The 13,251-nt window shown below is 64.8% G+C and carries 9 protein-coding genes; 8 read left to right on the top strand and 1 reads right to left on the bottom strand.

Annotated elements, in window-relative coordinates; all coding sequences use genetic code 11:
- Positions 1 to 79 precede the first annotated feature (79 nt).
- From G8O24_RS08545 to G8O24_RS08515, 7 genes are all read left to right on the top strand, one after another.
- On the top strand, positions 80 to 2,365 hold the full coding sequence (locus G8O24_RS08545) for a flagellar hook-basal body complex protein (protein ID WP_188098324.1): 2,286 nt from the start codon (positions 80 to 82) through the stop codon (positions 2,363 to 2,365).
- Positions 2,366 to 2,399: 34 nt separating this feature from the next.
- Positions 2,400 to 4,280 (top strand): flagellar hook-associated protein FlgK, encoded by a 1,881-nt coding sequence (gene flgK, locus G8O24_RS08540; protein WP_188098322.1) that lies wholly within the window; start codon positions 2,400 to 2,402, stop codon positions 4,278 to 4,280.
- Between the two features lie 19 nt (positions 4,281 to 4,299).
- Positions 4,300 to 6,690, top strand: a complete 2,391-nt coding sequence (locus tag G8O24_RS08535; RefSeq protein ID WP_188098320.1) for a flagellar hook associated protein — start codon at positions 4,300 to 4,302, stop codon at positions 6,688 to 6,690.
- A gap of 70 nt (positions 6,691 to 6,760) precedes the next feature.
- On the top strand, positions 6,761 to 7,546 hold the full coding sequence (locus tag G8O24_RS08530) for a hypothetical protein (protein WP_188098319.1): 786 nt from the start codon (positions 6,761 to 6,763) through the stop codon (positions 7,544 to 7,546).
- 10 nt (positions 7,547 to 7,556) lie between these two features.
- Positions 7,557 to 9,161, top strand: a complete 1,605-nt coding sequence (locus tag G8O24_RS08525) for a hypothetical protein (RefSeq protein ID WP_188098317.1) — start codon at positions 7,557 to 7,559, stop codon at positions 9,159 to 9,161.
- A gap of 19 nt (positions 9,162 to 9,180) precedes the next feature.
- A complete protein-coding gene (locus G8O24_RS08520) occupies positions 9,181 to 10,428 on the top strand; it encodes an ATP-grasp domain-containing protein (RefSeq protein WP_188098315.1) in 1,248 nt (415 codons plus the stop codon).
- The gene (locus G8O24_RS08515) at positions 10,425 to 11,921 is read left to right on the top strand and encodes a pyridoxal phosphate-dependent decarboxylase family protein (RefSeq protein WP_188098313.1); all 1,497 of its coding nucleotides are present in this window, start codon (positions 10,425 to 10,427) and stop codon (positions 11,919 to 11,921) included. Before G8O24_RS08520 ends, G8O24_RS08515 begins: the two co-directional genes overlap by 4 nt.
- Before the next feature lie 88 nt (positions 11,922 to 12,009).
- Here the strand turns inward: G8O24_RS08515 and flbT are convergent, their stop codons facing one another.
- Positions 12,010 to 12,474, bottom strand: a complete 465-nt coding sequence (flbT, locus tag G8O24_RS08510) for a flagellar biosynthesis repressor FlbT (RefSeq protein ID WP_188098311.1) — start codon at positions 12,472 to 12,474, stop codon at positions 12,010 to 12,012.
- Between the two features lie 320 nt (positions 12,475 to 12,794).
- Here flbT and G8O24_RS08505 point away from each other — a divergent pair.
- Positions 12,795 to 13,251, top strand: a 457-nt coding sequence (locus G8O24_RS08505; protein ID WP_497717817.1) for a flagellin N-terminal helical domain-containing protein, incomplete at its 3' end; no start/stop codon positions are given.

The raw sequence follows: 13,251 nt of genomic DNA, 5'->3' as shown, positions 1-13,251 counted from the left end.
TGGCATAGGCCTTGCGACTGTCTCCCCGACTGCGGCCATGGGTCGACCCGCCGCCGAGACCGGATTTGGAGACAAAGTTATGGGTATCTTCGATGCAATGAACACCTCGGTGGGTGGTCTGCAGGCGCAGTCCTACGCGCTTCAGAACATCTCGGGCAACATCGCGAACTCGTCCACCACCGGATACAAGGGCATCGGGACCTCATTCGAAGATCTCATCCCCGACGCGTCCGTGCCGAGCAAGCAGGTCGCCGGCGGCGTCACCGCCCATGCTCAGGCGACCATCACCACCCAGGGCACGATCTCGTCCTCCAGCGTCGCCACCAACATGGCGATCACCGGCGACGGCTTCTTCGCCGTGCAGAAGGCGAGCGGCGTCGTCGACAACGTGCCGGTGTTCGACGGCGTCTCCTATTACACCCGTCGCGGCGACTTCCAGGTCAACGCCAACGGCAACCTCGTCAATGGCGCCGGCTATTACCTGATGGGCGTCGCGGTCGACCCGAAGACTGGCAACCCGACCGGCAGCGTGCCGACCGTGCTGCAATTCCAGAACAACTTCGTTCCGGCGCAGGCGACGACCTCGATCCAGTACGCGGCGAACCTGCCGTCGGTGCCGAACACCGTGGCGAAGTCGACCGCGGTGAGCGGTACGCTGCTTGCGGCCGGCGGCCTCAATCCATCCGATTTCGCCGCCAACCCGATGATTGTCGGCACGCCCCCGCCGCCCTTTGTCAGCGTGGGAGTCTCCGGCGCGGCGGCGACGGGAAATCTCCGCTCAGCCTACACGGCCACAACCGCGACGGGCACGGTCGCGCTGATGGACAGTTCTTCAGCGGCGGCCACCAGCGCGACCCCGCTCGATGCGACCGCGGTCCCCACGCACCTCAACACCACGCTTCTCAGCAGCCTGGACGGCAAGTCTTTGACGATCAACGGCACCCAGGTCATTAACTTTACCTCTGGCGCGACCGGCTACACGGCGGGAAATCCGGCCACGATCGGTCTGCAAAACGGCACCAACGCAACGGTGGGCAGTATCCTCAGCGCGGTTGCGGCGGCCGCCGGCGTTCCCCCCGCCAACGTGGTCATGAATTCCGCCGGCAATATCCAGATCACGACCAGCACCACGGCTGATATCACCGTGGCCGGCACGGCGGCCGGCCTGCTCGGTATCAGCAGTGTGTCGCGCGGCGGCAACGTGCTGTCGACGCCGGCGATCACCGGCGGAACGTTGCTGGGCGGCGCTGCGACGCCGGGCGGCTCGGAAGTGCTCTCGTCGGGCTTCCACGCGGCATCGTCGGGTCCGCCTGCCGTCGCCGCCGATACGATCACGGTGAACGGTCAGACGCTGACCTTCATGGCGTCGGGTGCGTCCGGTGCAAACCAGATCAACGTGGGCGATGACATCACAACGCTGCTCGGCAAGATCGATGCTCTGAGCGGGGCCTCGGGTTCCTCGATCTCCAACGGTGTCATCACGCTGCAGACCGGTACCGCCAGTCCCCAGCTGAACATCACCAGCTCAAACGGCAACGCTCTGGCCGCGCTCGGCTTCACGTCGGCGATCCAGAAGAACCGCGGCGGTGGCGGCACGTCCGGCACCGGCGGCGTGATCGGCAACGACATCGCCACCTTCACCAAGGAGTCGATCAGCGGTGGCGCGGTGACGGCTTACAATGCTGCGGGCACGCCGGTGAATCTGCAATTGCGCTGGGCCAAGACGGACAGCGCCTCGCTCGGCAACGGCCATGCCGACACCTGGAACCTGTTCTACCAGACCGACCCGAATGCGACGGGGACGACGGTCGGCTGGGTGAACGCCGGACAGTCCTTCACCTTCGCCGCGGACGGCTCGCTGACCTCGCCGGCCGGCTCGGGCATCACGCTCAGCAACGTCACCGTCAGCGGTCAATCGCTCGGCTCGGTCGCCCTCAACATCTCCTCGGGCGCACTGACGCAATATGCCAGCAACAGCGGCGCGGTGACCATCAACACCATCACCCAGAACGGTTACGCCGCCGGTCAGCTCCGCTCCGTCGCCGTCAGCAACAACGGTCTCGTGGTCGGCACCTTCTCCAACGGCCAGAACCTCGACCTCGCCCAGGTGACGCTGTCGCACTTCAACGGCACCAACTATCTCAAGGCGATGGACGGCGGCGCCTACGCCGTGACCGACCAGTCGGGCCCGGCGATCGCGGGCGCCTCGGGCACCATTAGCGGTTCGTCGCTGGAGGGATCCAACACCGACATCGCCGACGAGTTCACCAAGCTGATCGTGACCCAGCAGGCCTATTCGGCCAACACCAAGGTGATCACGACGGCGAATTCGATGGTCCAGGACCTCCTCAACGTGTTGCGCTGATCGGCGCCCAACGTAACCAAAGGCGGCAAGTAAGATGGGTTTGAGTTCAGCCCTTGCCAGTGCGATGAGCGGTCTGCGTGCCAACCAGGCCGCGCTCTCGATCGTCTCGTCGAACGTCGCAAATTCGCAGACGCCGGGTTACGTCGCCCAGACGCCGAACCAGATCGAAGTTACCACCGGTGACTTCGGCTCGACGGCGAAGACGACCGGCGTCAGCCGCGACATCGACAGCTATGTGCAGAACCAGCTGCGCACCGAGACCGGCGGCAGCGGCTATGCCGACCAGATGGCCAACATTCTGAAGCAGCTTCAGAGTGTCTACGGCACGCCCGGCAACAGCGGCACGCTCGAAAACGCGCTGAACAGTTTCACCACGTCGCTCCAGGCGCTCTCCACCAATGCGGGTTCGTCGTCGGCGCAGAGGGTCGCGCTCGGCGCCGCGCAGACGCTGGCGACGCAGCTCAACGTCACTACCAACGGCATCCAGTCGCTGCGCTCGAACGTCGAGCAGGATCTCGCCACCTCCTCGCAAGCTGCCAACGCGGCGCTGAACCAGATCGCCGACATCAACACCAAGCTGCAGGGCCTCGCGCCGACCGATCCCGCCGCGGCAACCCTGATGGATCAGCGCGACCAGGCCATCAACAGCCTGTCGAAATATGTCGACGTCCGCGTCACCACCGACGGATCCAACCAGACCAACATCTATACCACGACAGGCATCCAGCTGGTCGGCGCGGGGCTCGCCTCGCAATTCTCCTTCACGTCTGCAGGCGCGCTGGGCGCGACCTCGCTCTACAACATCGATCCGTCCAAGTCCGGGGTCGGTGCGCTCACCATTAAGCTGCCGAACGGCTCGTCCATCGACGTCGCCGGCAACAACGTCGTCTCCTCCGGCCAGATTGCGGCCGACCTGAAGCTGCGCGACCAGACCCTGGTGCAGGCGCAGAACCAGGTCGATCAGCTCGCCGCGACGATGTCGAGCGCGATGTCGGACAAGACCACGGCGGGCACGCCCGTCTCCGGTTCGCCCGCCGGCTTCGACATCGATCTCGCCGGCGCGCAGCCCGGCAACACCGTCAACATCACCTATACCGATTCCACCAACACGCAGCGCCAGATTACGCTGGTGAACGTGACCGATCCGACGGCGCTGCCGCTGCAGAACGCCACCAACGCCAACCCGATCCAGATCGGCGTCAATTTCTCCAGCGGCATGGGCGCGATCGCCTCCGCGCTCAACACCGCGCTGCCGGGCTCGCACGTGTCGTTCTCCGCAGCGCCATCGCCGGCGACCGCGACGACGCTGCGCGTCACCGACGACAACAGCGGCCTCGTCAAGATCAACTCCGCATCGAGCACCAAGACGGTCTCGTCGCTGACATCAGGCGGTCCGCAGCTGCCGCTGTTCACCGACGGCGGGCAGGCGCTCTATACCGGCGCGATCACGGGCTCCGGTTCGCAGATGACCGGCCTTGCCGGCCGCATCGCCGTGAACACGCAGCTCACCGCCGATCCGACCAGACTGTCGATCTACAGCACATCGCCGGTGACCCCGACGGGCGACACCACTCGCTCGGACTATCTCTACTCGCAGCTCACCACGGCCGTGTATTCCTATTCGCCGCAGACCGGTCTCGGCTCGGCGAGCCAGCCGTTTACCGGCAGCGTCTCGAATTATCTGCAGCAGTTCCTGAGCGTGCAGGCCAATGCCTCGACCCAGGCGACCCAGCTCCAGCAGGGCCAGAGCGTCGTGGTCTCGACGCTGCAGGCCAAGTTCAACTCGACCTCCAGCGTCAACCTGGACTCGGAGATGTCGAACCTGATCCAGCTTCAGAATGCCTATGCTGCCAACGCGCACGTGATGAGTGTGGTGCAGAGCATGATGAACACGTTACTCCAGGCTCAAGGGTAATCAGTAGGGCTCTGAAAACATGTCAATCAGCAGCATCAATTACGGCTCGTCAGTCCTCGGCGCGCAGATCCGCAACATCAATCAGCAGCTCACGGACCTGTCGACACAGCTCTCGACCGGCAAGCTGTCGCAGAACTATTCCGGCATGGGCACGAACGAGGGCTTCGCGATCGCCGGGCGCGCGCAGCTTTCGAACATCGCCGCCTATACGGACACGATCACCAACGTCAACGTCAACATCAACCTCGCCAATACCGCGCTGCAGTCGCTGACGACGATCCGCAACACGGTGCAGACCGGCTCGGCCAGCACCGCACAGGATCTCAACGTCAACGGACAGACGATCGCGCAGAACACCGCGGCGGCGCAGTTCGGCTCGATGGTCGGCGTGCTCAACACGCAGTCGGGTAACCGCTATCTGTTCTCCGGCACCGCCTACAACACCCAGTCGGTCGCCGATGCCGGCACCATCATCAACGGCACCACCACGCAGGCGGGGCTGAAGCAGGTCATGGCGGAGCGTCAGGCCGCCGACCTCGGTGCCAACGGCATGGGACGGTTGGTGCAGTCGCAGCCGACGGCGAGCTCGGTGAAGGTGTCGGAGGACGTCGCGGGATCGCCGTTCGGCTTGAAGATCGCCGCGGTGTCCTCGAAGATGCCGACTGCGACGGTCACCGGCCCGAGCGGATCGCCGGTGTCCTTCTCGGTCGATCTCAACGGCGTCAATCCGAGCAATGGCGATACGCTCAGTGTGCAGTTCACGCTGCCTGATGGTTCGAGCGAGCAGATCAACCTGACTGCGTCCACTGCGACGCCGACGCCGGTCGGCAGCTTTGCGATCGACCCCGGCAATCCCAACGCCGTTCCGCCGGTTCCCCCGAACCCCAACATCACCGCCTCGAACCTCAACACCGCGTTGAACACCGCGATCAAGAAGCTCGCAGGCACTTCGCTGGTGGCGGCGTCCGCGGTTACGGCCGGCGACAATTTCTTCAATACGGTGGGATCAGCCACCGCGAATGTGGCGCCCGCCGGCAATCTGCGCTCCTATACCTCGACGACCGGGACGGGCTCGGTCGCGTTGCAGGACAGCGCATCGGCGGCTGCGTCGACGGCCACGTCGCTCGATCCTTCTGCGACACCCCATCTCAACGGAGCCACTCTCAGCGCGCTCGCCAACGCTCCGACCGGCACCACCCTGACCATCACCGGCGCGAATGGCGCCCACACCATCACCTTCGACCCTAGTGCCACCACGGTCACGACGGCCGGCGCCAATACCACGATCGGACTGGCTTCGGGCAGCGCCGCGAAGGTATCTGATATCCTGAATGCGATCGCCACAGCCGCCGGCGTCCCCGCTGCTAACGTCACTTTGAACGCCAGTGGCAATATCCAGATCGCGACCGGCACCGCCGCCGACGTGGCCGTCACGGGCGGCGCGGCGGTCACGGCGCTCGGTCTCAGCAGCGTGACGCGCGGCAGCGCGCTGACCACGCCTCCGATCACCGGTTCAACGGTGCTGAGCGGCCCTGCGACCACGGGCGGCCCGGAAGTCCTCTCAACCTCGTTCCAGGCGGGGTCGGCGGGTCCGCCTGCGGTCAGCCCCGATACGATCACGGTGAACGGTCAGACGCTGACCTTTGTCGCCTCGGGCGCGTCAGGCCCAAACCAGATCAATATTACCGACAGCGTCTCGACTCTGCTCAGCAAGATCGATCAGATCACCGGCACCACCAAGCCGTCGACCATCCATGGCGGCGTGATCACGATCAACACCGACGATCCCGGCAGCCTCAACATCACGAGCTCGAACGGCGCGGCGTTCGCGGCGCTCGGCTTCACGACGTCGCCCGTCACGGCGGCAACGCCGCCTTTGCGCGTGCCTTCGCCGGCGAGTTCGGCGACGACGCTGGTGAACGGCACGGCCAATACGGTGAAATGGTACACCGGCAATGACGGGCCGGGCTCGGCGCGCTCGACCGCGGTGGCGCGGGTGGATGATTCCGTCACCGTGCAATATGGCGCGCAGGCCGACGAGGACGCGATCCGCAAGCAGTTGCAGGCGATCGCCGTGTTCGGCACGTTCTCGACCTCGCCGACCGGCCAATATGCGGGGGGGCAGGTGGCGGCGCTGAGCCTGCGCACCACGCAGGCGCTGACGCCGCAGCCCGGCCAGCAGAAGATCGAGGACATCCAGACCGACATCGCAATGGCGCAGAACACGATGAAGGACGCGAGCACGCGCCAGACCCAGGCCAAGGCGCAGCTCCAGACCATCATCGACCAGGCGGAGTCGGCTTCGCCCGATCAGGTCGCGAGCGAGATCCTGTCGCTCCAGAACGCGCTACAGGCGTCCTACCAGACTACCGCCAAGCTCGCGGATCTCTCGCTGGTCAAGTACCTGTAACGGCGCATTAAGGCGCCGTTAACCATGCCTCTTTACCTCTTGGAGAGGATTTGGGCGGGCGGAGCTGTCGATGTCGGACAAGATGCAATTGGTGGTGGCGACACCCTGCTTCGGTGGGCAGGTGTCGAGCATTTACGCGAGCTCCATCTTCGCGCTCCAGCGCGCCGTGCACGGCATGTCCAACCTCGGGCTCAAGGTGCTGTTGCGGGACGGGGACGCGCTGATCACGCGGGCGCGGGCCAATCTGGTCGCGATGTTCCTGGATGACCCGGAGGCGACGCACTTCCTGTTCATCGACGCCGATATCGGCTTCAAGCCGGAGCAGGTGTTCCGGCTGATCGAATGCGGCGCCGACGTCGTCGCCGGCTGCTATCCGATCAAGCGGGTCAACTGGGACAAGGCGCGGCGGGCGATCCAGGCCGGCAGGACCGACGTGACCGCGGCCTCGCTCGACTACGTGCTCGAGATCGCGGATCCCGATCGCATCGTGGTGGTCAACGGCTTCACTCGCGTCCGCTACGCCGGCACCGGATTCCTGATGATCCGCCGCCAGGCGCTGGAGGCGATGTGCCGCCATCCGGACTATGCCAATCTGCAGTTCTTCCGCGAACATTCGCATGACACGCTCGTTGCGAGCCCGAACCGGTTCGCGCTGTTCGAGTGCATGATCGATCCGGCCACCGGCACCTACCTTTCCGAAGACTTCGCCTTCTGCAAGCGCTGGACCGATATCGGCGGCGAGATCTGGGCAGATATCCAGAGCTCGCTCGACCATGTCGGCCCGTCGGTGTTCCACGGCGACATCGCCTCGCAGTTCGCGCCGGCCCCGGTGGCCGCGGCCGCCGACGCGGCGTGAGCCTGCCGGGATGAGCATCGGCGCATCCCGCCTGTCAGACATCGAGCGAGCGTCCCAGGGCGGCTCGCGCTATCGCCTGCGCGATCTGTTCACGCCGCTGGACACGCTGCTCGCCTCCGGCGGAGATGGGCGGCTGGCGCTCGACCCGAACGAGCGCGTCAACGCCTATGGCTGCGCGCCGTCGCCCGAGCCCGGGATCTGGAATTTCGCCTCGTCCACCGCATCGACGATCTCCCAGGCTGCCTATGACCGCGCCGCGCTGGCGCGCGAGGAGCTGGTCCACAAATCGCTGTTCGACGAGGTCGAGATCGCCTTCGACCGGCGTTGCGAGGACATGCGCGATGAACTGCGCAGTCACTTCCAGCTGTCGCCGCGCGTCGATGTGGTGTTCTCGCCATCGGGCACGGACTCGCAGCTTCATGCCCTGTTCCTGGCCGGCGCCGTGCTCGGCGCTGCGCCGATGACGATCGTGGTCGGCGCCGACCAGACCGGCAGCGGTACGGCGCAGACCGCGCGCGGGCACCATTTCAGCACGAGGACGGCGAGCGGTGTTGCGGTGCGTAAGGACGCTGCGATCGCGGGCCTGGCCGGCGACTCCATCGCCGTGCCGCTGCGCGACGTTACATCCGGACTCGCAATGCGCATCGATGCGGATGCTGCGGTGATGCGTGCAATCGAAGACAGCCTCGCGCAAGGCCGGCGGGTTCTGTTGCACATCATGGATTCGTCAAAGCTTGGTTGGCGTGCTCCGAGTGCCGCCTGTCTCGATGAGATCGCGCGGCGCTGGCCGCGCAAGGTTCAGGTCGTCGTCGATGCCTGCCAGGCACGGCTCGGCCGACGGCGGCTGCGCTCCTATCTCGACCGCGGCTACATGGTGCTGGTGACGGGCTCAAAATTCTTCGGCGGGCCTGCCTTCAGCGGTGCATTGCTGGTGCCGAAGGGGCTGTCGCGGGCGATCGACCGGATCGATCGGATCGCGCCCGGCTACTTCGACTATGCAGGCCGCTGCGACTGGCCGATGGCGTGGACGGGGCTGCGTTCGCGCTTCGAGCGCCGTCCGAATTTCGGCCAATGGCTGCGCTGGGAAGCCGCGCTGGCCGAGATCGCCAGCTATTTTGCGGTGCCGGGCGCGTTCCGTGCCGGGACAATGACCGAGCTCGCCGCCGGCATCGACAGCATGATCACGCTGTCACCGTCGCTGCGCGCCGTACCGGCACCGGCCGACGCCGCCGATGCCGATGATGAAGAGTTTATGCAGCGTTCGATCTTTCCGTTCACCCTCTTGCGCCACAATGAGCCGGTGTCGATCTCCGATACCAGCGTGGTCTATCGCGCGCTCGCGCGCGACATGGGCGATGATATCGGCGGCAGCACGGCGGACCGCCAGGTCGCAGCGCAGCGCTCGCTCGTTGGTCAGCCGGTCCGGCTGGAGCGGCCGGACGGTGTGCCGCAGGCTGCGTTGCGGCTATGTGTCGGCGCGCGGCTCGTCACCGAGGCCTGGTCGGCCGACAGCGCGCAAGCGCAACGTAATGTGCAGCACATTCTCGATCGCATCGCCCATGTCCTGGTGAAGATCGAACTGCTGCTTGACCGTACCGCCGCCGTGCCGGCGTAGCCTGTATTCGAGGTGTGAGATGTTGAATCCGCTTGCCGCGCCTGATTATGCCGATCGCATCGGCTTTGCGCATCTGACGCGTCAGGCGTTCGAGGGTGTCGATCTGCATCCGTTGCGCGACAAGTTGCTGGCGCGGATCGCGGAGGGGACGGCGCAGGCGGGCGAGGGGCTCGATCTGTCGCTGATCGCTCAGCTGATGGGCGAGAAGGAAGCAGGGCTCGTGATCCAGTCCGAGGTGCTCTCCTTCCACCAATTGTTTCGCACGCCCGCGGCGGTCCTGAAGCCGGGCTTGCGCGTGCTCGCGCTTGCGGCCGACATCGACATGGGCGGCAACACCCCGATCGAATTTCTGCTCGAGGGATCCGACATCGAGCTCCTGACGCTGTATGTGACCAAGGACAAGGGGCTGCCGGAAGCGCTGCCTGAGCACGACGTCGCCATCGTGGTCGCATCCGATTCAGAGGAGTGCCGCGAAGCGCTTGCACTGATCGAAAGGGCCGCGCCGAACTGGCCGCGGCCGCTGCTCAATCGGCCTGAATTGATCGCCAATCTCGATCGCGACAAGCTGTTCCGTTTGCTGGCCGGCATCCCCGGCCTCGACATTCCCGTGACCGCGCACGCGACGCGCGCGCAATTGTCTGATCTCGCGGAAGGCCGTATTGCCTGCACGGAGATCACGGGCGAATTGCACTTTCCCATGATCGCACGGCCGCGCGGCACCCACGCCGGCGTCGGGCTTGCCAAGCTCGACGATGCGGCGGCGCTCGTCGCCTATCTTGCCGAGCGGCAGGAGCAGGACTTCTTCGTTGCGCGCTTCGTCAACTATGCAAGCCCCGACGGGCTCTATCGCAAGATCCGGCTCACCATGGTCGACGGCAAACCTTATGCGTGCCACATGGCGATTGCCGATCGCTGGGACATCTGGTATCTCAATGCCTACATGGCGTTCAGCGAAGAGAAGCGCGCTGAAGAAGCCGTCTTCATGCAAGACTTCGATCGTGCCTTCGCGGCTCGCCACAGACACGCACTCGACGAGATGAGCCGGCGCGTCGGTCTCGATTATTTCATCGTCGATTGCGCCGAGAACCAGAATGGCGAGCTTCTGGTGTTCGAGGCCGACAACACCGCCGTCGTGCATAACATGGATTCACCTGTTGTGTTTCCATACAAGCCGCCGCAGATGCGTAAGATCTTTGCCGCGTTCACCGCGATGCTGTCGCGGCATGCCAAGGGACATGCGAAGGCGAGCCTGGGGAGCGCGGCATGAACGAGCTCATCCGCAGGCCGCAAGCCGGCGTCACGGACGGATCGCTCGACCCCCAGGACTGGAACGCGTTCCGTACACTTGCTCACCGCATGCTGGACGAGGCGATCGACGGCATCGCCAATGTTCGCGCGCGGCCGGTCTGGCAGCCGATTCCGGATGAGGTTCGCGCTTCAGTCAGAACCGACGTGCCGCGTGAGGCAACCGATCTCGCCGAGGTCTATCGCGAATTTTCCGAGCATGTCGCGCCTTACGCGACAGGCAATGTTCATCCCGGCTTCATGGGCTGGGTGCATGGCGGCGGCACTGCGGTCGGTATGGTCGCGGAGATGCTCGCAGCTGGCCTCAATGCCAATCTCGGCGGACGCGATCACATGCCGATCGAGGTCGAGCGCCAGATCGTCGAATGGATGCGCGGTCTGTTCGGCTTTCCGCAAGGCGCGAGCGGCATCTTCGTCACCGGCACCTCGTCGGCCAATCTGATGGCGGTGCTGGTGGCGCGTACGAACGCGCTCGGCACGATGGTGCGGCAGCAGGGTATCGGTCATGACGGCGCGCTGCTCACGGCCTATGCGTCGAAAGCTGCACATGGTTGCATCTCCCGCGCGATGGACATCGCCGGTTTCGGCACCGATGCGCTTCGCAAGATTGAGGTCGATGCCGATCACCGTATCGACGTCGCCGCGTTGCGCGCGCAGATCGCCGTTGATCGCGCGGTCGGCTTCAGACCGTTCCTCGTCACGGCGTCGGCGGGCACCGTCGACATCGGTGCGATCGACGATCTCAAAGCGATCGCAGAGCTGTGCCGCGAGGAGGACATCTGGTTTCACGTCGACGGCGCCTTCGGTGCGCTCGCAATCTTCTCGCCGGAGCTCGCGCCGTTGCTCGAGGGCATCCAGCTCGCGGATTCGATCGCGCTCGACTTCCACAAATGGGGACAGGTGCCCTACGACGCCGGCTTCCTGCTGGTGCGTGACGGCGAACGTCATCGGCAGGCCTTCGCGCAGCCGGCGGCCTATCTGAGCCGCGAGGCGAGGGGGCTTGCGGCCGGCAGCGTCTGGCCTTGCGATCTCGGTCCGGATCTGTCGCGCGGCTTCCGGGCGCTGAAGACCTGGTTCACGCTGAAGACGTTCGGTACCATCAGGCTCGGTGAAGTGATCGCGCGAAACTGCGCGCTGGCAAAATATCTGGAGACGCGCGTGATCGCTGAGCCGCGGCTCGAGCTGCTGGCGCCCGTCAATCTCAACATCGTCTGCTTCCGCTACCGCGCCGGCGATGCGGTCAATCGCGAGATTGTCGCCGACGTTCAGGAATCCGGCATCTCCGTGCCGTCGGGCACGACGCTCGACGGCAAGTTCGCGATCCGCGCGGCAATCGTCAATCATCGCACCGCGGAGATGGATATCGACGCGCTGGTGTCGGCGGTGATCAAGTTCGGTGCAAAGCGGACCGGTGGACTGATCGAGGTCCAGGCGCCTCCACTTGCGTCGCAGTGATCGTCAACGGCTGAAACGATAACGGCTGAAACGACAACGACCCCGGAGATGATCCGGGGCCGTCGTCGTTTGGGCTGGAGTGCGCGGATCAGGCCGCCGTGCTTACGTCGCTCTTGCCGGGCTCGGTATTGGTGTCGTTCTTGGCATCAGTTTTGGGATGAGTTGCCTCGAACTGCTCGCGCAGCTTGTCTTCGTAGGCAATGAGCTTGCGCGCGTCCTTCAGGGCCCGGTAGAGATCGCCGCTCATGATGTTGTTGTTGATGCTTTCGATGATCGGCCAGGCGCTGGGCACGGCGGTGATGATGTCGCGGACCAGGTTGAAATAGGTGCCGTGCTGGCTCTGCGGATCCGGCGAGATGTACATCAGCTGGACGGCCAGATAGACGAGCTTGGCCGGCGTATCGGCGGTCTCGGGCGTGAGGATGTCGCGCTCGCGCAGGATCGGCACGTTCTCGCCGTCGATCAGAAGGCGGGCGCGCTGGTCGGTGTTGGTGATGACGCAATTACCGACAATGATGCGTTCGTGCGGCCTGAGCTCGACCTTGAGGGCCATTTTGCCTGTTCTCCATCAACGCTTTCGTAACCGAGCGTGAGTTGTGGCGGATCAGGGCGCAATACTCCCTCAACATTAGTTAATGAGTTCTGAATCCGGGTCGTGGCTGGGAAAAAGCGCAATCATATCAATGATTAAGTTGCCTGGCGGCGTGGCGCGGCCACCGCTTCGGCGAGCCGAATCACGCCGCGACTCGCCGAAAGTGCCGGTTTCATTTCATGCTTCGTTAGAGTCTCGGGGCCACCGTCCGCCGGTCGCTGGGTCATCAAGATCCCCAGGACGCGTAACAGTAGCGTCGTTTACCAGAAAGGTAACACCCCATGTCCGGTATCGTTCTTTCCGCATCGGTTCGTCAGAACCTGCTCTCCCTCCAGTCCACCGCTGATCTTCTCGCCACCACGCAGAACCGTCTGTCGACGGGCAAGAGCGTCAACTCGGCGCTGGACAATCCGACCAACTTCTTCACCGCCCAGTCGCTCGACAACCGCGCCAGCGACATCAACAACCTGCTCGACAACATCGGCAACGGCGTGCAGGTGCTGCAGGCTGCCAACACCGGCATCACTTCGCTGCAGAAGCTCGTCGACTCCGCGAAGTCGATCGCCAACCAGGCGCTGCAGACCACGGTCGGTTACTCCACCAAGTCGAATGTCTCCACCACGATCTCCGGTGCGACGGCGGCCGACCTGCGCGGCACGACCTCTTTTGCCAGCGCCACCGCCAGCAGCAACGTCATCTATAACGGCACCGCCGGCGGCACCACCGCGGCGACCGGCA

This window comes from Bradyrhizobium campsiandrae (assembly GCF_014529705.1).
GTDB classification, from domain to species: Bacteria; Pseudomonadota; Alphaproteobacteria; order Rhizobiales; family Xanthobacteraceae; genus Bradyrhizobium; species Bradyrhizobium campsiandrae.
Note: the sequence above shows the minus strand (reverse complement) of the source record. Positions and strands in the feature narration are given on the sequence as shown.

What these genes read in the sequence shown, in the direction of transcription:
- G8O24_RS08545 (WP_188098324.1), top strand. Translation starts at nt 80, where the DNA reads ATGGGTATCTTCGATGCAATGAACACCTCGGTGGGTGGTCTGCAGGCG.
- flgK (WP_188098322.1), top strand. Translation starts at nt 2,400, where the DNA reads ATGGGTTTGAGTTCAGCCCTTGCCAGTGCGATGAGCGGTCTGCGTGCC.
- G8O24_RS08535 (WP_188098320.1), top strand. Translation starts at nt 4,300, where the DNA reads ATGTCAATCAGCAGCATCAATTACGGCTCGTCAGTCCTCGGCGCGCAG.
- G8O24_RS08530 (WP_188098319.1), top strand. Translation starts at nt 6,761, where the DNA reads ATGTCGGACAAGATGCAATTGGTGGTGGCGACACCCTGCTTCGGTGGG.
- G8O24_RS08525 (WP_188098317.1), top strand. Translation starts at nt 7,557, where the DNA reads ATGAGCATCGGCGCATCCCGCCTGTCAGACATCGAGCGAGCGTCCCAG.
- G8O24_RS08520 (WP_188098315.1), top strand. Translation starts at nt 9,181, where the DNA reads ATGTTGAATCCGCTTGCCGCGCCTGATTATGCCGATCGCATCGGCTTT.
- G8O24_RS08515 (WP_188098313.1), top strand. Translation starts at nt 10,425, where the DNA reads ATGAACGAGCTCATCCGCAGGCCGCAAGCCGGCGTCACGGACGGATCG.
- flbT (WP_188098311.1), bottom strand. Translation starts at nt 12,474, where the DNA reads ATGGCCCTCAAGGTCGAGCTCAGGCCGCACGAACGCATCATTGTCGGT.